The organism is Agromyces sp. Leaf222, assembly GCF_001421565.1.
GTDB lineage: Bacteria > Actinomycetota > Actinomycetes > Actinomycetales > Microbacteriaceae > Agromyces.
The window spans coordinates 210,224-232,528 of record NZ_LMKQ01000003.1; the positions used below are offsets into that span (position 1 = coordinate 210,224).

Annotated in this window: 24 protein-coding genes; 14 read left to right on the top strand and 10 right to left on the bottom strand. The window is 72.2% G+C overall.

Annotated elements, in window-relative coordinates; genetic code table 11:
* Positions 1-61 precede the first annotated feature (61 nt).
* The 8 genes from fgd to ASE68_RS18415 form a co-directional block, all read right to left on the bottom strand.
* The gene (fgd, locus tag ASE68_RS18380) at positions 62-1,096 is read right to left on the bottom strand and encodes a glucose-6-phosphate dehydrogenase (coenzyme-F420) (RefSeq protein WP_055862948.1); all 1,035 of its coding nucleotides are present in this window, start codon (positions 1,094-1,096) and stop codon (positions 62-64) included.
* On the bottom strand, positions 1,093-1,860 hold the full coding sequence (cofC, locus tag ASE68_RS18385) for a 2-phospho-L-lactate guanylyltransferase (protein ID WP_055862950.1): 768 nt from the start codon (positions 1,858-1,860) through the stop codon (positions 1,093-1,095). Before cofC ends, fgd begins: the two co-directional genes overlap by 4 nt.
* On the bottom strand, positions 1,854-2,882 hold the full coding sequence (locus ASE68_RS18390) for a coenzyme F420-0:L-glutamate ligase (protein WP_157421764.1): 1,029 nt from the start codon (positions 2,880-2,882) through the stop codon (positions 1,854-1,856). Before ASE68_RS18390 ends, cofC begins: the two co-directional genes overlap by 7 nt.
* Complete coding sequence (locus ASE68_RS18395; RefSeq protein ID WP_255353523.1) at positions 2,879-3,877, bottom strand: TIGR03557 family F420-dependent LLM class oxidoreductase; 999 nt, start codon at positions 3,875-3,877, stop codon at positions 2,879-2,881. The genes ASE68_RS18390 and ASE68_RS18395 overlap by 4 nt, the downstream gene beginning before the upstream one ends.
* Positions 3,878-4,141: 264 nt before the next feature.
* The gene (locus ASE68_RS18400) at positions 4,142-4,915 is read right to left on the bottom strand and encodes a GntR family transcriptional regulator (protein WP_055862952.1); all 774 of its coding nucleotides are present in this window, start codon (positions 4,913-4,915) and stop codon (positions 4,142-4,144) included.
* Positions 4,916-4,989: 74 nt separating this feature from the next.
* Entirely contained in the window at positions 4,990-5,739 is a 750-nt protein-coding gene (cofE, locus tag ASE68_RS18405; RefSeq protein ID WP_055863065.1) for a coenzyme F420-0:L-glutamate ligase, read from the bottom strand.
* A 95-nt stretch (positions 5,740-5,834) separates the two neighbouring features.
* Positions 5,835-7,610, bottom strand: coding sequence for a DUF4012 domain-containing protein (locus ASE68_RS18410; RefSeq protein ID WP_055862954.1), 1,776 nt, complete (start codon positions 7,608-7,610; stop codon positions 5,835-5,837).
* Position 7,611: 1 nt separating this feature from the next.
* Complete coding sequence (locus ASE68_RS18415) at positions 7,612-8,289, bottom strand: LPXTG cell wall anchor domain-containing protein (RefSeq protein ID WP_157421765.1); 678 nt, start codon at positions 8,287-8,289, stop codon at positions 7,612-7,614.
* A gap of 271 nt (positions 8,290-8,560) precedes the next feature.
* Between ASE68_RS18415 and ASE68_RS18420 the strand changes: the two genes are divergently transcribed.
* The 7 genes from ASE68_RS18420 to ASE68_RS20375 all read left to right on the top strand — a co-directional run bounded on the left by ASE68_RS18420 (position 8,561) and on the right by ASE68_RS20375 (position 14,177).
* Entirely contained in the window at positions 8,561-9,067 is a 507-nt protein-coding gene (locus tag ASE68_RS18420) for a DUF6328 family protein (RefSeq protein WP_055862956.1), read from the top strand.
* 63 nt (positions 9,068-9,130) lie between these two features.
* On the top strand, positions 9,131-9,967 hold the full coding sequence (locus ASE68_RS18425; protein WP_055862958.1) for an exodeoxyribonuclease III: 837 nt from the start codon (positions 9,131-9,133) through the stop codon (positions 9,965-9,967).
* 18 nt (positions 9,968-9,985) lie between these two features.
* Positions 9,986-11,611, top strand: coding sequence for a hypothetical protein (locus ASE68_RS18430; protein WP_055862960.1), 1,626 nt, complete (start codon positions 9,986-9,988; stop codon positions 11,609-11,611).
* Positions 11,612-11,699: 88 nt separating this feature from the next.
* A complete protein-coding gene (locus tag ASE68_RS18435) occupies positions 11,700-12,995 on the top strand; it encodes a serine/threonine-protein kinase (RefSeq protein ID WP_055862961.1) in 1,296 nt (431 codons plus the stop codon).
* On the top strand, positions 12,992-13,444 hold the full coding sequence (locus ASE68_RS18440) for a hypothetical protein (protein WP_157421766.1): 453 nt from the start codon (positions 12,992-12,994) through the stop codon (positions 13,442-13,444). Before ASE68_RS18435 ends, ASE68_RS18440 begins: the two co-directional genes overlap by 4 nt.
* Before the next feature lie 57 nt (positions 13,445-13,501).
* Complete coding sequence (locus ASE68_RS18445) at positions 13,502-13,984, top strand: N-acetyltransferase (protein ID WP_055862965.1); 483 nt, start codon at positions 13,502-13,504, stop codon at positions 13,982-13,984.
* A 40-nt stretch (positions 13,985-14,024) separates the two neighbouring features.
* Positions 14,025-14,177: a hypothetical protein gene (locus tag ASE68_RS20375; protein ID WP_157421767.1), complete on the top strand. Its 153-nt coding sequence runs from the start codon at positions 14,025-14,027 to the stop codon at positions 14,175-14,177.
* Here ASE68_RS20375 and ASE68_RS18450 read toward each other — a convergent pair.
* Complete coding sequence (locus ASE68_RS18450) at positions 14,144-14,980, bottom strand: SDR family oxidoreductase (RefSeq protein WP_055862967.1); 837 nt, start codon at positions 14,978-14,980, stop codon at positions 14,144-14,146. The genes ASE68_RS20375 and ASE68_RS18450 overlap by 34 nt on opposite strands.
* 150 nt (positions 14,981-15,130) lie before the next feature.
* Here ASE68_RS18450 and ASE68_RS18455 point away from each other — a divergent pair, with 150 nt between their 5' ends.
* Positions 15,131-15,604: a MarR family winged helix-turn-helix transcriptional regulator gene (locus ASE68_RS18455; RefSeq protein ID WP_055862969.1), complete on the top strand. Its 474-nt coding sequence runs from the start codon at positions 15,131-15,133 to the stop codon at positions 15,602-15,604.
* A gap of 3 nt (positions 15,605-15,607) precedes the next feature.
* Positions 15,608-16,261, top strand: coding sequence for an NAD(P)H-dependent oxidoreductase (locus tag ASE68_RS18460; RefSeq protein WP_055862971.1), 654 nt, complete (start codon positions 15,608-15,610; stop codon positions 16,259-16,261).
* Positions 16,262-16,363: 102 nt separating this feature from the next.
* On the opposite strand, the gene ASE68_RS18465 is transcribed toward ASE68_RS18460, so the two are convergent.
* Complete coding sequence (locus ASE68_RS18465; protein ID WP_055862973.1) at positions 16,364-17,059, bottom strand: DUF998 domain-containing protein; 696 nt, start codon at positions 17,057-17,059, stop codon at positions 16,364-16,366.
* Between the two features lie 193 nt (positions 17,060-17,252).
* Between ASE68_RS18465 and ASE68_RS20460 the strand changes: the two genes are divergently transcribed.
* From ASE68_RS20460 to ASE68_RS18490, 5 genes are all read left to right on the top strand, one after another.
* Positions 17,253-17,606 (top strand): YciI family protein, encoded by a 354-nt coding sequence (locus ASE68_RS20460; RefSeq protein ID WP_055862976.1) that lies wholly within the window; start codon positions 17,253-17,255, stop codon positions 17,604-17,606.
* Positions 17,607-17,650: 44 nt separating this feature from the next.
* Positions 17,651-18,934, top strand: coding sequence for an RNA polymerase sigma factor (locus ASE68_RS18475; RefSeq protein ID WP_055862978.1), 1,284 nt, complete (start codon positions 17,651-17,653; stop codon positions 18,932-18,934).
* A 296-nt stretch (positions 18,935-19,230) separates the two neighbouring features.
* Positions 19,231-20,211, top strand: coding sequence for an ABC transporter ATP-binding protein (locus ASE68_RS18480; RefSeq protein WP_082462496.1), 981 nt, complete (start codon positions 19,231-19,233; stop codon positions 20,209-20,211).
* Between the two features lie 77 nt (positions 20,212-20,288).
* Positions 20,289-21,326: an aliphatic sulfonate ABC transporter substrate-binding protein gene (locus tag ASE68_RS18485; RefSeq protein WP_055862980.1), complete on the top strand. Its 1,038-nt coding sequence runs from the start codon at positions 20,289-20,291 to the stop codon at positions 21,324-21,326.
* Between the two features lie 10 nt (positions 21,327-21,336).
* Positions 21,337-22,257, top strand: coding sequence for an ABC transporter permease (locus tag ASE68_RS18490; RefSeq protein WP_200921787.1), 921 nt, complete (start codon positions 21,337-21,339; stop codon positions 22,255-22,257).
* Positions 22,258-22,305 lie beyond the last annotated feature (48 nt).

Consider the following 22,305-nt stretch of genomic DNA (forward strand, 5'->3'; position numbering starts at 1 on the left):
GTTCGCGCGACATCACGGACTCGGATGGGCGCCGAACAGGGCGACGCCGCCCCGGCGGGAGCTACTGCGCCGCGCGAGCTCGCAGTCGCGGCGCGAGGTCGCGCTCGAACAGCTGCAGGAAGCGCCGCTGGTCGTGCCCGGGCGCGTGGAACACGAGGTGATTGAAGCCCCAGTCCATGTACTGGCCGATCTGCTCGACGACGGCGTCGGGGTCGGTGCCGACGATCCAGCGCTTGGCGATCGTCTCGATGGGCAGCGCGTCGGCGGCCCGCTCCATCTCGACGGGGTCGGTGATGTCGTGCTTCTGCTCCTTCGACAGCGAGAGCGGCGACCAGAACCGGGTGTTGTCGAGCGCGGCCTCCTCGGTCTCCTCGTACGAGAGCTTGATCTCGATCATGCGGTCGTAGTCGTCGAAGGTGCGGCCGTCGGTGCGGGCCTCCAGCCCCTCCTTCACGGCGGGCATGAGCTGGTCGGCGTAGAGCTCGGCGCCCTTGCCGGAGGTGCAGATGAAGCCGTCGCCCGCGCGGCCCGCGTACTTCGCGACCTGGGGCCCGCCGGCGGCGATGTAGATCGGCACGCCTCCCTCGGGCCGGTCGTAGATCGACGCGTCGTGGGTCGAGTAGTACTCGCCGTCGAAGCTGACCTGGTCTTCGTCGCTCCAGAGGGCGCGCATGAGGCGCACCGACTCGCGCAGGCGCGCGTAGCGCTCGCGGAACTCGGGCCACTCCTGCTCGCCCGCACCCTGGAAGCCCGTGGCGATCTCGTTGAGCGCCTCGCCCGAGCCGACGCCGAGGATCACGCGTCCCGGGTAGAGCACGCCCATGGTCGCGAACGCCTGGGCGAGCACGGCCGGGTTGTAACGGAACGTCGGCGTGAGCACCGAGGTGCCGATGCGGATCTTCGAGGTGCGCTCGCCGACCGCCGCCATCCAGGCGAGCGAGAACGGCGCGTGGCCGCCGGTGTGACGCCAGGGCTGGAAGTGGTCGCTCGTGAAGACGGACTCCATGCCGTGGGCTTCGGCCGCGACGGCGATCTCGACGAGCTCGCGCGGGTCGAACTGCTCGGCGCTGGCCTTGTATCCGAGGGTGAGGGTCATGCTGCTCCCTTTCTGGTGGAGTCGATGGGGCGTGACGACGGCTGGGCGTCGGTCCGGTGGTCGCCGGGGGCGCCCCGGTCTTCGCGGGCGGCGAGCGCCGCCGTGGTGTGCGCGCCGAGGCCGAGCCGTACGGCGGCGTCGAGCGCGTCGATCGTGTCGACGTCGCGGCGCATGCGCTCGGCGAGCGGCGCCGGCACGTCGTGCGAGAGGTCGTGGAATCCGAGCGCACGGTGCAGCATCGCCGAGTCGGCGCCGAAGGCGGGCTCGAACCGGGTGTGGGCGGCGGCCGTTGCGAGGGTCGTGCCGGTCGCCTCGGCGTCGGGCATGAAGGCGAGCGGATGCCGCGACGCGGCGCCGAGCGCGGCATCGAGCGCGTGCGGGGTCAGCGCGGGCAGGTCGCCGAGCAGCACGGCGATGCCCCGATGGGAGCGGGTGGAGCGGCGGCCGGCCCTCTCGCCGGCGACGCGTTCGTCGACGGCGATGCGTCGGGCCTCCGCGATGCCGTGACGGATCGCCGCCGAGAGCGAGCGCGGCTCCGGCTCGGCGACGACCACGACGCCGGCGGGCACCTCGTCGACGTGGCCGCTGAGGTCGCCGACGACGATCACCTGCGCGACGCGCTCGGCGGCGAGCGCCGCATCGATGGTGTCGAGCACGAACGCACGGGCGAGGTCGGCGCGTGCGGAACGGTCGAGCGAGGGCGAGAGCCGGGTCTTGGCCTCGGCGAGGAGCTTGACGGGCACGACCACGTCGTAGGTCAGCATGTCGTCGCCTCCGCAGCCGTCTCGGCCGAGCCCACGACCGCCGAGCCCACCGCCGAACCCACGACGGCCGCGGCGCGTGCGCGCGCCATGAGCGCCTCGCTGCGGGCGGCCGCGACGCCCTCCGCGTAGCCCGCGGCGAACCCCTCGGCGTGCCCGACGGCGCGGCCGCTCGCGAAGCCGTGCTCGTGTCCGTCTCGTCGTCCGAGCTCGATGGCCTCGTCGGTGCCGAGTCGGAACAGGTCGCGCTCCGACGGGCGGGCGATGCTCGCGGCGCCGGGCAGGTCGAGCGGGCCGACGGCGCGTGCGAGGCCCGAGACGACGGCCACGGGGCATCCGCTCGCCTTGCCCTTGACGAGGTCGCCGGCGCCCGCGAGCTCGTCGGCGAGGCATGCCATGGTCACGGTGAGCGTGCGCCCTGCCGCATCGGTGCCGCCGCGCAGGTCGTCGACGACGTGCACGCCGGCAGCGCCGATGGCGACGTCGGTCTGGCCCTCGCGCCACGGGCGTCCGAGCGTGTCGGAGAGGATCACGCCGACCGTCGCGCCGGTGCGTTCGCGCAGTCCCAGTGCGAGGCGCCGCGCCGAGGCATCCGGATCGACGGGCAGCAGCAGCACGGTGCCGTCCGCCGTGTTCGAGGCGTCGACGCCCGCCGCAGCCGCGACCATGCCCTGGCGGTTCTCGACGATGCGCGTGACGCCGCCCTCGTGCGCCCTGGTCGCGACGACCCGCACGGTCTCGTCGGTGATCGCCTGCTCGCGATCGGTCGCGTGCACGATGCGCCCCTCGGCCTTCGACACGATCTTCGAGGTGACCACGAGGATGTCGCCGTCGTGGAGTCCGCCGGCGTGGTCGGCGGCCGACGCGATGAGCCCGACGAGGTCGTCGCCCGGGCGGATCTCGCCGATGCCGGGCAGCGCGCGCACGGCGATCGCCGCGGCATCCGCTCGCTCGAGGCGTGCCACGCGCGCGACGTCCGAAGCGGCGGCGACGCCCGCGCGCGACCCGGTGATGACGGCGCTCATCGCACGAGCCCCGGCAGCACGTCGCGCCCGAAGACCTCGAGCCACTCGCGCTGGTTGCGGCCGACGTTGTGCAGGTAGATGCGGTCGAATCCGAGGTCGATGCAGCGTTGGATGTGCGCGCGGTGCACGTCGGGGTCGCTCGAGACGGTGAGCCGGCCGGCGAAGTCCTCAGGGCGCACCGAGCGCGCGAGCTGCTCGAACTCGAAGGGCGAGCGGATGTCGCCGCGAGCGAAGCGCATGCCCGCGATGGGCCACTCGCGCAGCGCGTTCGCCATCGCCTCCTCGTCGGTCGGCGCCCACGAGAGGTGGAGCTGCAGCACGCGCGTGAGCTTCGACCGGTCGCGGCCGCCCTCGCGGGCACCCTCGTCGAACTTCGCGAGCAGCACGCGCAGTCGCTCGTCGTCGGCGCCGGTCGTGATGATGCCGTCGACCTGGCGGCCCGCGCGCTTCGCCGTGACGGGCCCCTGGGTGGCGACGTAGATCTCGGGGGGGACGGGCGGCATGGTCCAGAGCCGGGTGGTCTCGAGCCGGAAGTGCGGGCCGGCGTGGCGCACCTCGCGGCCGGCGATCGAGGCGCTGAAGAGCTTCTTGATGATGTCGACGGCCTCGAACATGCGGTTGATGCGCTCGTGCGCCTCTGGCCAGTAGGTGCCGACGACGTGCTCGTTCAGCGCCTCGCCCGACCCGATGCCGAGCCAATGGCGGCCGGGGTACATCGAGGCGAGCGTCGCACTGGCCTGGGCGACCATGGCCGGGTGCCAGCGGAACGTCGGGGTGGTCACGCCGGGGCCGAGGTCGCCCGTCGTGCGCTCGCCGAGCGCCGCGAGCACGCTCCACACGAACGAGGACTCGCCCTGCTGCGGCAGCCACGGCTGGAAGTGGTCGGAGGCCATGACCCCCGAGAAGCCGTGCTGCTCGGCGTACGCGGCGAGCGCCACCGCCTCGGCGGGCGGGAACTGCTCGAGCATGGCTGCGTATCCGATGTGCACTGACACCCCTCCATCCTCCCGCTCCGATGAAGGTGCCGGGTCCGAATTCGCGAAGGTCGTGCGTTCGAGCGACCCGAGCTCCATCATTCCGGATTCTGGATCCAAAATGCAATACCGAGATCCGATGCCTCGGCGCGACGCCGCGTGTGGCGCGGCAATCCGGCGGGCGCGCCGGCCTCGCCGGTCGAGTAGGCGCGCCGGCGCCGTATCGAGACCAGCACCCCGCAAGGCCTCGATACGCTCCGCTACTCGACCGGCCTCGCCGGCCGCTCAGCGCGGTGCGCGCACCCGCGACGCCGGCGCCGCGGCATCCGCGGCCTTCGACTCCGCCTCGAGCAGCTCGAGCACGGCATCGCGCACGCCGACGAGGTGGTCGCGCAGCACGTCGACGGCGCGGTCGGCATCACCGGAGGCGACGGCCTCGATGAGCTGCTCGTGCGTGTGGCTGTGCTCGGCGTCGCCCACGAGGCGCCAGCCGAGCACGTAGCGGCCGACCTTGAGGCGCAGCTGCTCGATCATCTCCCAGAGCACGGGCCGCTGCTCGGCGTCATAGAGCTCGGCGTAGAACTCGGTGCGGGCGTCGACGAAGTCCGAGCCCTCCTGCTGGCGGTCGGCGGCCTTGCCGAGCTCGCGCAGGCGGGCGACGCGATCGTCGGTGAGCGCGGCCATCGTGAGCCGGAGCGCCTCCACCTCGAGGAGCACGCGGATGTCGTAGACCTCCTTCGCCTGCGCCGGCGAGAGCGACTTCACCACGGCCCCACGGCGGTCGTGGAACTCGACGAGCCCGTCGGCCTCGAGCTGGATCAGCGCCGAGCGCACGGGCAGCCGCGAGACGCCGATCAGCTCGGCGAGCGTCTCCTGCCGCAGCTTCTGCCCCGGCAGCAGGGCGCCGTTCAGGATCGCGTCCTTGAGGATGTCGTAGACCATGACGCCGACCGAGCGGTACCCGGTCGCGTGCTGGCCTGCGAGTTGCTTGAGGGCGGCGGCCCCGCCGTCGCCCGATGCCGCCGTGGTGCCCCCGGGTGCTGCGTTCTGCGCGCTCATGGATCCCGAACGTAGCGGATAACCGCCCCGATCACCCCGTTCTGGATCCAAAAAACACGAAGTGCGTCGAAGAGCTACAGGTCGCGCCGCAGCGGGCCCTCGTTCTGCGACTCGTCGAAGCCGTCTCGATACCCGTTGTCGTACGCCTCGTCGGCGCCCACGCGGAACAGGTCGCGCTCGGCCGGGCGCTGGATGCTGCGCGCCCCGGGCAGGTCGAGCGCCCCCACGTACCGGCCGAGTCCGCGCACGACGGCCACGGGGATCCCGGCGGACTTGCCCTTGACGAGCTCGGCGGCGCCCGCGATCTCGTCGGCCACGCACGGCATCGTGACCGCGAGCGGCTTGCCCGTGGCATCCGTCGCCCCGCGCAGGTCGTCGAAGACGTGCACGCCCGCCGCGCCGATCGCGATGTCGGTCTGCCCGTCGCGCCACGGCCGGCCGAGCGTGTCCGAGAGGATCACGCCGATGCCGAGCCCGGTGAGCGAGCGGATGCCGGTGGCGAGCGCCCGCGCCGACGCGTCGGGGTCGATCGGCAGCAGCAGCACCGTGCCGTCGGGGGCGTTCGAGGCGTCGACCCCGGCCGCGGCGCCGATGATGCCCTGGCGGTTCTCGACGATGCGGGTGACGCCGCCCTCGTACTCGCGCGTCGCGACGACGCGCACCGTCTCGTCGGTGATCGCCTGCTCGCGATCGGCCGCGGCAATGACCCGCCCCTCGGCCTTCGACACGATCTTCGAGGTGATCACCAGGATGTCGCCCTCTTCCAGGCTCACCGCCCCGACGATGATCGCGGCGAGGTCGTCGCCCTTGCCGATCTCGGGCATGCCCTCGACGCCTTCGATGCTGAACCCCACGGCACCCCCCGATCCTCGCCTCGAACGATCTTCGCAGTTCCGCCGGTGTCGCGGCCAGTGCGGGGCTAGAGCGAGCCGACTTCGAGCGGGGCGAAGAGCGGCGTGTGCACCACCTGCGGCTCGGCCTGCAAGGGCTCGGCGCTCACGAACCTGAACTCGACGATCGCCTGTTCGCCCGGCTCGAGGTCGATCGGCAGCGAGCTCGTCGTCGCGCCCGCGACGTCGCGTGCGAGGGACGGCACCGGCGCGCCGTCGACGAAGACGCCGCCGTTGAACGCGCCCTCAGGCGCGCGAACGGTGACGATCGTCGTGATCCGTCCGTGCCCGAAGCCCTCCCGGTATGCGCCGCTCGCATCGATCGGCATGCGCACGAGGTCGGCCGGCGTCACGGCGTCGGTGAGCGTGACGCGGACGGTGACGTCACCGTGCGCGTCGGCGCGTGTCTGAACGGCGCCGACGTCGATCGCCACGTCGAGATAGGGATCGAGCTTCGCGGCCGTCGTGTCGTTGAGGTACACGCCGTAGGCCTGCGGGCCGGCTGCGGCCTGCGCGGCGAGGAGCCCGCCGAACGGCGACCGCTCGAGCATGGCCTGCTCGCCCGCATCGGCGCTCCACATCGAGATGCGGTGCTCCGCTCCGGACTCGGCCACCGCCCACGCGAGGGTTCCGAGGTCGACCGACTCGTGGAGCATGGCCTCGAAGGTCGCCGCCGCGATCGAACTGAAGTACCGGTCCCGCGCGGCCTGCTCGAACGTCGGGTCCTGGTACGGCTCGATGAGCAGGCGCGAGACCGCGTTCGCGGCGTCGAGCGGGTCGGCTCCGTCGACGGTCACGAGTCCCGTCGACCGGAGCAGGTACGACAGGGCGATGGGGTCGAGGGCGACGACGCCGTCGATGCGATCGCCGAACACCCGTTGCCACATGGCCGCCGTGAGCTCGCCGGTCTCCGCGAAGTCGGGGGTCATCGTCGTGTTCTGGATGTAGCTGCCGACGTCGTCGCCGAACACCGACCGCATGCCCGGGTCGACGGTCAACGGCGGGTCGAACTTCGCGAAGTCGCTCGTGCTCGCCTGTCGCACGATGGTCAGCCGCCCGCCGTCGATGCGCACCAATGCGATCGCGCCCGTGATGCCGCCCGCCGTGCGGAGTTCCGCGTTGTTGAGCGAGAGCATGAGGTACTGCCGCGGGGCGTCCTGCCCGAGCGCCCCCGGGATGAACGACAGCGCGTCGTCGGCGCCGTTCGCGACCGTCGACGCCTCGGTGAGCGCACCGAGGAACCTGGTGCGCGCGCCCGCCACCGGGCCCAGGAGCCCCCGCGACGGAATGGCCTCGACCTCGTCGGCCGCGATGCCGATCGCGGTCGCCGCGCGGTGCACGACCGGTGCCGATGCGGCGATCCGATCGATGTCCATGCGGCCCTCCGCATCTCGCAGTGACGAGGCGTCGAGGCCCGCGACGGTCGTGCTGAGCGGCAGCACGGCGTCCGCCGAGACCCTGGCGAGCGCAGCCGCCATCACGCCGACGGCCCGGAGGTCGTCGCCGATCCACGGGATCACCTGCGCCCCCGCCCAGACCGGATCGCCCGTGAGCGCCGCCGCGGCGGACGCGTGCTCGTCGAGCCGCTCCGCCTCGCGGGCCGCTGCCGGCCGGTCCTGGGCGGACATCGCGGACATGACGGATCCCGCCGCGTCGACGGCGGCCTCGAGCTCGCCCCTCGCGAGCCACCCGCGCACGCCCACCCACGCGGCCGCGGCGAGCGCGACGGCGACGAGCGCACCGATGCCCAGCAGCACCAGGCGAACGCGGCGACGCTTCGGACGGCCCGGAGCTTCGGACGTCATCTCAGGGCTGCACCCTGGACCGCGACGCCCCGGCACGGCGACGGATCAGCATGAGCCCGAGCAGCACGGCGCCCGCGGCAGCGATCCCGAGCGGCGCCGTCCACGACGCGACACCCGTGTCGGGCAGCGCCTCGCCGGCGCTCGCAACACCTGCGGGCGTCGAGCCGGCCGGGTCGGTGCAGCCGGGCGTGGCAGGCGGGTAGCTGAGCGCCACCTCGAGGTCGGGGTTGACGACGAGCGTCGCGGAGGTCACCGTGCGGGTCCACGCGAAGTTGCCGGTGGTCTCGACCCACTCGCCGTCGACGAACGCCCAACCGGGCCATCCGGTCGCAGCGCCGCTCGCGTCGACCGAGGCGCCCGGCCACAGCACGCTCCCCGAGAGCGACCCGTCGACGAGCTCGCCGAGCGGGATCTCGAGCGACTGGCCGTCGGCCCCCTGCAGGATGAGCTTCGCGAAGTCCGACGTCGCGACCCCGTCGGGGTCGGTCAGCGTCACGGAGTAGAAGATGTACGGGACGTCGTCGTCGCAGACGCCGACCGCGGTCGAGCCGCCGAGCGTCGGTTCGACCGACACCCCGGGGGCGTAGCCGGGCGCGACGGGAGTGGGGGTCTCCGCCGCGTTCGCCGACTGCCCTCCGAGGAGGACGAGTCCGGAGGCGAGCAGGATGGCTGCTGTCATTCCACGCATGATCACATCGGTTCGGGTAGGCGCGACGGGGGTGACGCCGCTGGCGGGGGGCGGGCGGACGGGCGGGACTCGGACTGCCGGCCGAGGGTGCGGCACGTGCGGGTGACGCAGACCGAGTACTGGTCTCCAAGTGAACGCTGCTCGGCCTCGAAGGGCGATTCCCAGAACGGGGGTGATCCGACCCGACGGTGCCGGTCGCGGCGAGGCGCTCCGGTTCGCAAGGGCTTGCGGATGCGGCATCCGCTCTGCGTACGATCGAGCCATGGACGCCCACCCGGATGTCGCGCCCGATGACGGCCGCGACGAGACCGCGAACCAGCGCAGCGACCGCAACTGGAACGAGATCCTGCAGGAGTTGCGCGTCGCGCTGACCGGCACGCAGCTGATCGGCGGGTTCCTGATCGCGGTCGCCTTCCAGCCGAGGTTCGACGAGCTCGACGACTACCAGGTGCGGCTGTACCTCGTGCTCGTCTCGCTCGCCGGGCTCGCGACCGTGATCGGGCTCGGCCCGGTGACCCTGCACCGCGCGCTGTTCCGCCGCAAGGTCAAGGAGCGGCTCGTGCTGACCGGCAACCGGCTGCTCGTCGCGCACCTCGCCGTGGTCGGGCTGCTGCTCGTCGGCGTCACCTCGCTCGTGTTCGACGTCGCGGTGTCGCGCGAGGCGGGGTGGTGGGCGCTCGGCGTCGGCGCGGTGGTCGTGATCGCGGCGTGGGTGGTGCTGCCGCTCGTGCGGGCGGCGGCCGACGACGGGCCCGAACTGTCCGCCTGAACGGCCGCCCGCGGCGTCCGCCCGCGTTCATCGGTGTCGCACGCCGACCGTAGGCTTGAACCCATGCGCATCGCCACCTGGAACGTCAACTCGATCCGCACCCGCGTCGAACGCACCGTCGACTGGATGGTGCGCGAAGACGTCGACGTGCTGGCGATGCAGGAGATCAAGTGCAAGCCCGAGCAGTTCCCGCACGAGGCGTTCGAGGCCGCGGGCTACGAGCTCGCGATCCACGGCCTGAACCAGTGGAACGGCGTCGCCATCGCGAGCCGCGCGCCCATCGAAGACGTCGCGATCGAGTTCCCCGGCATGCCCGGCTTCCTCAAGGGCCACGAGGGCCCCGACCTGCCGAAAGAGGCGCGCGCGCTCGGCGCGACGATCGACGGCGTGCGCCTGTGGAGCCTCTACGTGCCCAACGGCCGGTCGCTCGACGACCCGCACTACACGTACAAGCTCGACTGGCTCGCCGCCCTCACCGAGTACACGCGCGCCGAGACGGCCGCCCACCCGACCCGGCCGTTCGCACTCATGGGCGACTTCAACATCGTGCCGTTCGACCACGACAACGGCGACCCCACGGTCATCGAGGGCGTGACCACGCACGTCTCACCCGCCGAGCGCGAGGCGTTCTTCGGCCTCGAGGGCGCCGGCGTCACCGACGTGGTGCGCCCGCTCGTGCCGGAGGGCTTCACCTACTGGGACTACAAGCAGCTGCGCTTCCCCCGCAACGAGGGCCTGCGCATCGACTTCGTGCTCGGCTCCGAGGCCTTCGCCCACGCCGTGACCGGTGCGTCCATCCACCGCAACGAGCGCAAGGGCACCGCCCCGAGCGACCACGTGCCCGTGCTCGTCGACCTCGACCTGGGCGGCGACGACGACGATCGGCCGATGATCTTCTAGGCGGCCGACGTGCATCGCATGGGCAGCACGACCTCGACGGCGATCGCCGTCGGCGCGCTGCTCGTGCTCGCGGGCTGCACCCCGACGCCCGACCCTCCCGCGACGGTTTCGCCCGAGGTGCACGCGCCCGAGGCACCGCTCACGGTCATCGACGAGACGGATGCCGCGGCGGCCGCCATCGCCGTGAGCTCGACCCTGTTCGCGTCGTCGCCCGTCGCGATCGTCAGTCCGGCCACCGCCGATGAGGTCGCGATCGGGTCGGAGGTCGCCGTCGAGCTCGGCGTGCCGCTGCTCGTCGCTCCGGGCGGCGACGAGGGCGGCGGCAGCGGCACGGGCACCGGCGACGCGTCGGCTCCGGCGACGGCTCCCGAGAGCGCGCCTGCGTCCGCGGACGCATCCGAGTCCGCCGCACCGGCCGACGGCGCCGACCCGCTCGTCGCGGAGCTCGACCGCCTGGGCGTCTCGCAGGTCGTCGCGATCGAGGCCGACCCCTCGCCTGCGACCGAGGGCGACGCGTACGGCGACCGCGACATCGTGCGGGTCGGCGGTTCCGACGCCGCATCCGACGCTGCCGACGCGATCGACGACGCGAACGCCGGCCTCGACCTCGCGCACGAACCGTCGACCGCCGTCGTGCTCGCCACCGATCCCGACGCGGCATCGACGGCGACCGCACGGGCCGCCGGCGCGACCGTCGAGATGCTGCCCGCCGACGACCCGAATCCGCAGCGATCCGCCGGGGCGATCGAGGCGCTGCATGCGGCCGACGGGGGGCCGGCCATCGCGATCGGCCCAGAGTTCGCGGCATCCGAAGCCCTCGACTGGCAGGTGCGCACGGCACGCACGGGCGAGCAGCTGCCGGGCGGGGGGCAGGTGCTCTTCCCCGACCGCCTGCTCATCGCGCTGTACGGCAAGCCCGACTCCCCCACGCTCGGCGTGCTCGGAGAGCAACCACTCCCCGCGACCGTCGAGCGGGCCGCGAAGACCGCGGCGACCTACGACGACCTGACCGACCGCACGGTGATGCCCGCGCTCGAGATCATCACGACGCTCGCCTCCGGGGCCCCGACGCCCGACGGCGACTTCTCGAGCGAGCCCGATGCCGAAGACCTCGTGCCCTGGATCGAGGCGGCGGGGGCCGCAGGGCAGTACGTGATCCTCGACCTGCAGCCGGGTCGCGACTCGTTCCCTGCCCAGCTCGAGGAGTACCGATCGCTGCTCGAGTACCCGTGGGTTGGGCTCGCGCTCGATCCCGAGTGGCGCCTCGACGCGAATCAGCGCCACCTCGTCGACATCGGCCAGGTCGAGGCGAGCGAGGTGAACGAGGTCGTCGACGAACTCGCCGCGATCTGCGACGAGCACGACCTGCCGCCGAAGCTGCTCGTGCTGCACCAGTTCCGCGGCGACATGATCCTGCACCGCGACCGCATCGAGGTCGACCGGCCCGAGGTGAGCGTGCTCTTCCACGTCGACGGCAACGGCACGCAGCCGGCGAAGCAGGCGACGTGGAACGCGCTGCGCGCCGGGGCACCCGATGCCGCCTGGGGCTGGAAGAACTTCATCGACGAAGACGGGCCGATGCTCACGCCCGAGCAGACGATGAGCGAGGTCTCGCCGCAACCCGATCTCGTGTCGTACCAGTGAGCTCTGCCGCCTGTACCGCATCGGTCGCCGCGTGGCCAGCCCCCGAGCTCCGCGGGCGGCCGCCGGTCGTTCGAACTACGCTCGAAGGGTGACGACCTCCCCCCGACGCGTCGCCGGCGACCCGCTCATCGGAGCAACGCTCGACGCGCGCTACCGCCTCGACGGCCTCGTCGGCCGGGGCGGCATGGCGAGCGTGTACCGCGGTGAAGATCTCGCGCTCGAACGCCAGGTGGCCGTCAAGGTGTTCTCGGCCACGGCAGAGGGCCTCGACGACGCGCAGCGCCGCTCGTCGGAGATCGCGCTGCTCGCGAGCCTCTCCCACCGCGGACTGGTGCGCCTCTACGACGCATCGCACGACCAGACCACGGGGCGCGAGTTCCTCGTGATGGAGCTCGTCGACGGGCACGACCTGCGCGAGACCCTGCGGTTGGGGCCGATCGGGCCGGCGGATGCCGCGGTGATCCTCGCCGACCTCGCCGAGGCGTTGCACGTGATCCACGGTCGCGGCATCGTGCATCGCGACGTGAAGCCGGCGAACGTGCTGCTCGAGCCCGCGCACGTGCCGAGCCGCACCTGGAACGCGAAGCTCGCGGACTTCGGCATCGCGAGGCTCATCGACGACGCCCGGCTCACCGGCACCGGCCTGCTGGTGGGCACCCCCGGCTACCTCAGTCCCGAGCAGGTCACCGGCGCGGATCCCGGACCCGCCTCCGACGTCTACGCACTCGGGCTCCTCATGCTCGAAGCCCGCGGCGGTGCCACCGCCTTCCCCGGCCCGGCCGCGGAATCCGCGGCGGCGCGACTCGTGCGCGACCCCGCGATCCCGGCCGAGCTCGGCGACGACTGGGTCGCCCTGCTCCGGTCGATGACCGCACGTGAGCCCGGCGACCGTCCGACGGCGCTCGAGGTCGTCGTCGCGGCATCCGCACTCGACGTCTCGGAACGAGCGGATGCCGGCGCCACGGCGGCGACGGTCGCGTTGGCCGAGGTCGCCGAGACGCCGACCGTCGCCATGACCGCGGCCGCGGCCGCGGCAACCGTCGCCGACGACGCCCCGACGAAGCGGCTGCCGGTGGAGCCCGAGGTCGAGACCGGCGACGACCCCACCCGCGTGCTCACCGCGACCGGCGCGCCCGCGTCGAAGTCCGAGCCCGAGCCCAAGCCCGAGCGCTCGCCCGCCCCCGGTGCCGCGGCGTCGCGGCGACCCGTGCGCAAGGCCCGCGCCGCCGTCGTCGCGCTGCTCGTCGCCGCGGCCGTCGCGTTGCTCTGGATCCTCGTCACGCCCCTCGCGGCACCGCCCGCGCCCGAGCCAGAACCGCTTCCGAGCGTTCCCGGCGAGCTCGGCGTGCACCTCGAGCAGCTCGACGAGGCGGTGACCGGGTGATGCGCCCCTCCTCGCGTCCGCGCGCCGCGATCGTCGCGGCGGCCGCCCTCGCGCTCATGCTCGGGCTCGGCCTCTCGTCGTGCGCATCGACGGACGACGAGGCGGCCGGCATGCACGCGTCGGTCGTGCGCGTCTCGGAGCGCGCGGCGTCGGCCGATTACGTCGGCGCCCTCGCCGAGCTCGACCGGCTCGAGGCGGCTGTCGATGCTGCCGCGACCGACGGCAGCCTCGACGCCGCACAGGAGCAGGAGATCCGCGAGTCCATCGAGCTCGTCAGGGCCGACCTCGAGGCCGCGGAGGTTGCGACGACACCGACCCCGACCCCGGTGCCGACCACCGACGACTCGGACGACTCCGACGACGCTCCGGGCAACAGCGGCAACAAGGGCGGGAAGAACGACGACAAGGGCAAAGACAAGGGCAAGGGGAAGGACAAGGGCGACGACTGACGGGTCGCCGAGACATCCGCCCGAGACATCCGCCGCGACATCCGCCAGCATGGAGCCATGACGCAGGCGAACCCCGACGACATCACGCTCGAGCCGATGAGCCCCGAGGAGGTCGCCGCCTGGCTGCCCGTCGCGATGCGCGAGTACGAGGAGTCGCGCATGGAGGCGGGGGACAGCGCCGAGGGGGCCGATGCCGCCCGCGCCGAGTCGGAGCAGCGGTTCTTCCCCGACGGGCGGCTGATCGACGGCCACCTGCTCTTCACGGTCCGCCTCGCAGGCGAGGACGCGGGGTGGTTCTGGCTCGGGCCCTGGAACGGCACCGGCGTCGAGGACTGGTGGATCTACGACATCCGCGTGTACGACGAGTTCCAGCGGCGCGGCATCGCGAGGGTCGTCATGCAGCGAGCCGATGCGATCGCGCGCGAGGGCGGCGCGAAGAGCCTCGGGCTGAACGCGTTCGCCTACAACATCCCGGCGATCACGCTCTACGAGAGCCTCGGCTACCTCACGGCCTCGCTGCACATGCGCAAGGAGCTCTGATTCGCGGCGGGCGTTCAGCCTGCAGGCCTATCGTGCAGGCATGAACGCGGATTCCTGGCTCGCCGTCATCTGCCTCTCGGCCGTCGTCGGCCCGTTGCTGCTCGGCCTCGTCGCCCTTCGGCGGCGCCCGCAGCCGGTGCGCGTGCGAGCCGATCGCGGTCAGCGGCCGGTGAACCGCTCCATCGACCGGTAGACGCCGAAGCCGTTGCCCACGAGTCGGTCGAACACGCGCGTCGGCAGGATTCCCCTGAGCGCCCGTGAGAGTCCGACGCTCCACGGCAGCTCGAGCAGCGGCCGGCCCTTGAGCATCGCCGCCCAGACCTTGTCGACGACGAACTCGGGCTCGAGGATCGGCGTGAGCACCGGCCCTCTCGCGCCCGCGAACATGCCGGTCGAGATGTAGCTCGGCGTCACGGTGGTGACCTTCACGTTGGTGTGGTCGGCCTGTTCGAGTTCGAGCCGCAACGAGTCGCTCCAGCCGATGAGCGCGGCCTTCGAGGCGGCGTAGGTCGCCATGCGCGGGTTCGCCAGCGTGCCCGCCGCCGAGGCGATGTTCACGATGCGGGCAGGCCGATAGGCGGCGGCGATCATGCCGGGCAGGAACTCGCGGGTCACGTACATGGGCGCGAGCGCGTTGACCTGCATGGTCGGGCGGGTGTCGTCGCCGTTGTCGGTCTGCCAGAAGTACTCGTTGCCGCGCACGATGCCGGCGTTGTTGATGAGCACGTCGGGGTTGCCGACCTCCTTGCGCACCTTCTGCGCGTGCTTGGCGATCGAGCCGAGGTCGGCCAGGTCGACGACGTAGGAGTGGATGCGGGTGCGCCCGCGCGAGACGGCGCCGAGCTCGTCGACGGTGCGCGCGAGCGCCGAGGCGTCGCGATCCCAGAGGGTGACGGATGCCGCGTGCTCGGCCACCGCGCGCTGCGCGTACATGCGGCCCATGCCGCCCGCAGCGCCCGTGATGAGAAGTCTCGCCCCGCGCACCGTTCTCGTCATCCGTCCATTCTCCTGCACGCGGACGCGGCCCGGACCCGGACCCGGACTGTACCCGGACTGTACCCGGACCGTACCCAGAGGGTGTCAACATGTTGACGAAATATCTGTCAACCTGTTGACATCCAACGTGTCAACCGGTTTACTCATCCCATGACCGCCGAACCGAACCCCCGACCCGAATCCGGTGGCCCGCTCGGCGACCGCGTGACGGTCACCCTGCACTACCTCGTCGACCGCATGGACCGCTTCGCCGACCAGTTGCTGCAACAGCGCTTCGGAATGAGCTACAGCCAGTTCATGTTCATCGCCGTGCTCGCCGATCTCGCGCCGCCGCCCGACATCACGACGCTCGCGACCTGCCTCGGGGTCAGCAAGGCCGCCGTGAGCAAGCGGGTGCCCGCGTTCGTCGAGGCCGGCTGGGTGCAGACGCACACCGACCCCGCGAATGCGCGTCGCGTGCTGCTCTCGATCACCCCGAAGGCGGGGCGCTTCCTCGCCGAGGCGCTGCCGGTGCTCGATGCGTCGTTCACCGAGACGTTCGACGACCTCGCGACCGTCGACCTCGCCGCCCTGCACGAAGACCTCAAGACCGTCATCCGCCACCTCGACTCCAAGGAGCACTGAACCATGACGAACACGCTCGTGATCATCGGCCACCCCAACGCGGGCAGTTTCAACCACGCCCTCGCCGCGCAGTACCTGACCGGCCTGCGCGCGGCATCCGTCGCCCCCGCCGACCTGCGGGTCATCGACCTCGCAGAGCGGGAGTTCGACCTGCTGCCCACGGCCCGCGGCGATCTGCGCGCGCCAGACGGCGACACCTCGCACCTCGAACCCCGCATCCGCGCCTTCGTCGACGACGTCGCGTGGGCCGACCACCTCGTGTTCTTCTTCCCGCAGTGGTGGGGCACCTACCCGGCCGTGCTGAAGGCGTTCCTCGACCGCGCCATCCTCTCGGGCACGGCGTTCACGTACGGACGCGGGCAGATCTCGACGCGCCTCCTCGACGGCAAGACGGCCCGCATCGTCATGACCATGGACTCGCCGATCGCGTGGAACCGGTTCGTCTACCGCAACGCCGCCGAGACCTCGCTCAAGCGGGCGACCCTCGGGTACTGCGGCGTGCGCACCATCGGCATCACGCGCCTGACGCCCGTCCGCTTCTCGACCCCCGAGAAGCGCGCCGCCTGGCTCGAGCAGGTTCGCCGGCTCGGGGCGACGGATGCCGCGAGGGCCCGCCGTCGTCAGCCCGCCGTCGCCGTGGCATCCCCGGTCGAATAGACCACGTTTGTCGAATAGACCACCTTTTCAGGACCACATCGGTCATGCGTGCAATATGCGTCCATGACCGATGTGGTCCTGAAAAGGTGAGAGCCGCGTGGATCAGCGGCGCAGCAGCGAGACGGCGTAGGCCGTGATCCACGCGAACCCGAGCGCCACGCCCACGAACAGGCGGATGCTGGCTGCCGGCCCGAACGGCACGCAGAGCACCAGGCAGGCGAGCCCGATCACGATCGACCAGGCCGCCGCCGTTCGCCGCCCCTCCCAGCGCAGCCGCTTCGCGACGACGAACGTCACGGCCACGAGCGCGAGGAACGCGAGCGGCGCCGCGAACGCGTGCACGCCGCCGTGGAAGGTCCACTCGGTCGGGTACCCGTCGGGTGTGCCGAGCGGGAAGCCGAGGGCCGGATCCGCCGTGAAGGCCCCGCCGAGCACGAGTCCGACGCCGTAGAGGCCGAACAGCACGGGCGCCCACACCCGCCCTGGGCCGTCGCCGAGGCTGCGGCGGGCGCCGACCGCGAAGGCGAGCATGAGCACGCCGGCGACGATGAAGTTCGCGATCTGCAGGTATCCGCGGTCGCCGAGCGAGAGCAGGCTGAGCGGATGCCGCGACAGGTCGAATCCCTCACGCGCGAGCGCCTGCACGAGTCCGGCCACGACGAAGAGCGGCCCGGCGACGACGCCCGCGAGCACCAGACGCCGAGTCGCGGCATCCGGGGCCTGGGCGACGGCGTGCGGATGCGGGCTCCGCCCGGCGAGGCGGGCGGCGTCGACGTCGACGGTCGAGGTGGTGTCCATGGTGTGCTTCCCTCCGGTCGGCGACCCGGTCGATCGGGTCGTTCACCAAGGCGTCGCGGCGCGGCATCCGTTCTCGACACACTCTCGGAAATCACTCCGAAGTCGTCTTCCGCCCATGTCGAGAACGGCCGAGCGGCACCGACGCTATGGTGAGGGCACGCCGACCGGGCGCGCCTCATGGAGGAGGAACCCCATGCGTTACCTGTGCATGATGAAGTCGACCGACGAGAACGGCCAGACGCCGCCCGCGATGTACGAGGCCATGGCCGAGTACGACCGCTGGGGCCGCGAGGCCGGGGTGCTCATCGACAGCCAGGGCCTGCTGCCGAGTTCGGCCGGCGCGATCGTCTCGCTCGCCGACGGCGCCATCAAGGCCGTCGACGGCCCGTTCACCGAGGCGAAGGAACTCGTCGGCGGCTACGCGATCGTCGAGGTGCGCACGCACGAGGAGGCGCTCGAACTGGCGCGGCGGCTCATGCAGATCCACGTCGACAACTGGCCCGGCTTCGTCGGCAGCGTCGAGATCCGGCAGATCGCGGAGTACTGAGCCGCGCCCTTGCGTCCGGGCGGCGCGCGTGGTCTCATGCCCACGTGGGTGAGGAGACGACGCGCGCCGCGATCGAGGCCGTCTGGCGGCTGGAGTCGACGCGCCTCATCGCCGCGCTCGTGCGCTTCGTGCGCGACGTCGGCCTGGCTGAAGACGTCGCGCAGGACGCGATCGTCGCCGCCCTCGCCCAGTGGCCGGCCACCGGCATCCCGAGCAGTCCCGGAGCCTGGCTCATGACCACCGCGAAGCGCCGGGCGGTCGACGAGTTCCGTCGACGCGCCAAGCACGACAGCGCCTTCGCGGCGCTCGCCCGAGAACTCGACGAGGCCGTCGAGACCGACCCGGGCGCGGGCATCGACCATGTCGAGGACGACGTGCTGCGGCTGATGTTCATCTGCTGCCACCCGGCCCTCACGCCCGAGGCGCAGACCACGCTCACGCTGAAGCTCGTCGCGGGCCTGTCGACGCGCGAGATCGCCCGGGCGTTCCTCGCCCCGGAGGCGACGATCGCCCAGCGCGTGTCCCGTGCGAAGCGCACGCTCGCCGAGGCGGGCGCGGCCATCGAGGAGCCGAGCGGCGTCGAGCGCGCCGAGCGGCTGCAGACCGTGCTCGGCGTCGTCTACCTGCTCTTCAACGAGGGCTACTCGGCGACCGAGGGCGAGGACTGGATGCGTCCGGCGCTCTGCGACGAGGCCGTTCGTCTCGGGCGCATCCTCACCGCGCTCGTGCCGGGCGAGCCCGAGGTGCACGGCCTCTCCGCGCTCATGGAGCTGCAGTCGTCTCGGCTCGCCGCCCGGGTAGGCCCCGACGGCGAGCCCGTGCTGCTCGACGCCCAGGACCGGCGCACCTGGGATGCCGCGCGCATCCGCCGCGGCCAGGCCGCACTCGCGCGCGCCGACGCCCTGCTCACCGCCGAGCCATCGGTCAGCGTCGCGGCGGAGCCCGGACCGTACGTGCTGCAGGCCGCGATCGCCGACGAGCATGCGCGCGCGGCATCCGTCGACGCCACCGACTGGGCGACGATCGCGGAGCTCTACGAGCGGTTGGGGCGTCGCACCGGTTCGGCCGTCGCCGAACTCAACCGCGCCGTCGCCCTCAGCCGGGCGTACGGACCCGACGCGGGCCTCGCCCTGCTCGACCAGCTCGACGACCTGCCCGCCCTGCGCGGCTACCACCTGCTGCCGAGCGTGCGCGGCGACCTCTACGAACGGCTCGGCCGCGGGCTCGAGGCCGCCGTCGAGTTCGAGCGCGCCGCCGCGATGACCTCGAACGAGCGCGAGCGGGCGTTGCTGCTCGGGCGAGCGGATGCTGCGCGCGGCCGCCCGTAAGCCGGGTAGGCGAACCCACCTTTTCAGGACCACATCGGTCATGAGTGCATCATGCGTCCATGACCGCTGTGGTCCTGAAAAGGTGCAAGAGCCCACGACGACGCGCACCTTCGAGATCGAAGAGCCTGCTGGTATCGGCACGCCCGAGGCAGCCTGATCGCAGGACCTTCGACGTCTCCGGGCGTCATACGAGATCCCGCCGTGTTACGCCCCGGGTCGCGGGCGCCTGACAGCGCCTTCCCGGCTGGGTACCGTCGAAGCCACCCCCACCAGCCACCGCACGTCGAGGAGACGCCATGGCCGCGGCATCCGCCACCGCTCGCGCAGTGTCGTCGAACGCGCGACCGGGCGCCGAGGCGGGCTCAGCCGCCGGTGACACGGGCGCCGTTGCGGGCGCGGCAAGCGCGGGAGCGGCAGTCGCAGGAGCGGCAGTCACGAGCTCGGCAGTCGCGAGCTCGGCAGCCGCGGCTCCGGTCTCGCTCCGCGGAATCGGCAGGGCGTTCGCCTCGCAGACGGGCGACCGGCAGGTGCTGCGAGACATCGACCTCGAGATCGCCGCGGGCGAGATCGTCGCGATCCTCGGTCCGAGCGGATGCGGCAAGTCGACCCTCCTGCGCATCGCCGGCGGCCTCGACCAGGCCACGCAGGGCGCCGCGCTCATCGACGGCGAGCCGGTGAAGCCGTTCGACGCCCGGTCGGCCGTCGGATTCCAGGAGCCGCGCCTGCTGCCGTGGCGCACGATCGCGAACAACGTGGCCCTCGGGCTGCCCCGCGGCACGCCCCGCCCCGCCGCGCGCGAGCAGGTCGCCAGGCTGCTCGACCTCGTCGGCCTCGCCGACTTCGCCGACCACCGCCCCCGCGAGGTCTCCGGCGGCATGGCGCAGCGCACCTCGCTCGCGCGGGCGCTCGCGCGCAACCCCGCCGTGCTGCTGCTCGACGAGCCGTTCGGCGCCCTCGACGCGCTCACGCGCCTGAAGATGCAGGACCTCCTGCTCGACGTGCACGCCGCCGAGCCCGCGACCGTGCTGCTCGTCACGCACGACGTCGACGAGGCGCTGCAACTGGCCGACCGCGTGATCCTGCTCGGCCACGAGGGCGAGACCCCGGGCGCCGTCGTCACGCAGACGATCGTCGTGCCCGGCCACCGCCCCCGCGACCGCGGATCGGCCGAGCTCGCCGAACTCCGGGGGCGCCTGCTCGACGGGCTCGGCATCGATCGCCACGGCTCGGCACGCGGCATCGAGACGGGCACCACCATCCCGCACTACCCCTACTGACGCACCACGCTCGTTCCGTGCACCATCCAGCATCGACGCACCACAGCACCGTGCGTCGCCCCGAAGAGGAGATCCCAATGCCCCGCACCGCACCGTTCCTTCGATCCGCGCTCGTCGCGGGCGCCGCCGCCGGCGCCCTGCTGCTCTCGGGCTGCGTCGCCGGCGAGGGCCAGGCCGCAGAGCCCGACGCCGCGGCATCCGGCGAGGCCGCCTCGCTCGAGGGCCAGACCCTCAACATCGACTTCGCGACGTACAACCCGCTGAGCCTCGTCATCAAGGATCAGGGCTGGCTCGAAGATGCCGGCCTCACGGTCAACTGGGTGCAGTCCGCCGGCTCGAACAAGGCCAACGAGGCCCTGCGCGCCGGCGCCATCGACGTGGGCTCGACGGCCGGCTCGGCCGCGCTGCTCGCCCGCTCGAACGGCTCGCCGATCCAGGTCATCGACATCTTCTCGCAGCCCGAGTGGGCCGCCCTCGTCACGGTCGACGGCACCGGCATCGACTCGGTCGACGACCTCAAGGGCAAGCAGGTCGCGGCGACCAAGGGCACCGACCCCTACTTCTTCCTGCTGCAGTCGCTCGAGGCCGAGGGCCTCGCGCCCGAGGACATCACCGTGCAGAACCTGCAGCACGCCGACGGCTGGGCCGCACTGCAGAACGGCTCGGTCGACGCGTGGGCGGGCCTCGACCCGATCATGGCCGGTGCCGAGGAGGAGGGCGCGAGCCTCTTCTACCGCAACGTCGACTTCAACAGCTACGGCTTCCTGAACGCGACTGAAGACTTCATCGAGAACAAGCCCGAGGTCGCCCAGGCCGTCGTCGACGCCTACGAGCACGCTCGGGCGTGGGCTGAAGAGAACCCCGAGGAGACCGCCGCGATCCTCGCCGAGGTCGCCGGACTCGACGAGGCCGTCGCCACCAAGGTGATCGACGAGCGCACGAACCTCGACGTCGACAATGTCCCCGGTGACGCGCAGGTCGCGGTGCTCGAGAAGATCGGCCCGATCTTCGTCGAGCTGGGCGACGTCGCCTCGCAGGACCAGGTCGACGAGGCACTCGACACCCTCATCAACGACGAGTTCGCGACCGCCGCCGACCCGTCGCGCTTCGAGTAGGACCCCTGAGATGACGGATGCCTCGCAGTCGCCGGTGACCACCACCGGCCCGCTGATCCACGAGAGCGATGCGATCCGCGTGGCGGTGAACGGCGTGAACACGTCGGTCGCCGCCGGTCGCGGGGCATCCGTCGCCCCTGCTTCACCTGACGGGCCGGTCTCGCATCGCCGTCTCGTCGATCGGCGATGGTTCGTCGTCGTCGGCGGCGCCCTCATCCCGGTCGCCCTGCTGCTCGCGTGGCAGTTCGTCTCGACGAGCGGACTGGTGCCGGTCTCGATGCTTCCGAGCCCCGAGATGGTGTGGCTCGCCGCGGTCGATCTCGCGCAGCGCGGCCTGCTCGGCCTCTATGTCGCCATCTCCACGCAGCGGGTGTTCATCGGCTTCGCCATCGGCGCCGTGTTCGGGCTCGCCGTCGGCGCCGTCGTCGGGCTCTCGCGCCTCGGCGACATCCTGCTCTCGCCCACGCTCGGCGCGATCCGAGCGGTGCCGTCGCTCGCGTGGGTACCGCTGCTGATCCTGTGGTTCGGCATCGGCGAGGACTCCAAGATCATCCTCATCGCCATCGGCGCGTTCTTCCCGGTCTTCACGATCGTCGCCGCGGCCCTCAGGCACGTCGACCGCCACCTCCTCGAGGCCGGACGCGCGTTCGGCCTGCGCGGCATCCGGCTGTTCGCGGCGGTGCAGCTGCCCGCGGTCGTGCCGTCCGTCATCTCGGCGCTGCGCCTCGCGCTCGCGCAGGCCTGGCTCTTCCTCGTGGCCGCCGAGCTCATCGCGAGCTCGATGGGCCTCGGATTCCTGCTCCTCGACTCCGGGCAGAACGGCCGCATCGACCGCATCTTCCTCGCGATCATCCTGCTCGCGGTGCTCGGCAAACTCACCGACTCGCTCGTCGGTCTCTTCGAGCGCTGGGCGGTGCGCAAGTGGGCGTGACGGATGCCGCGGCCGCCGCACCGACGACGCATGCCGTCGCCAGTCCGA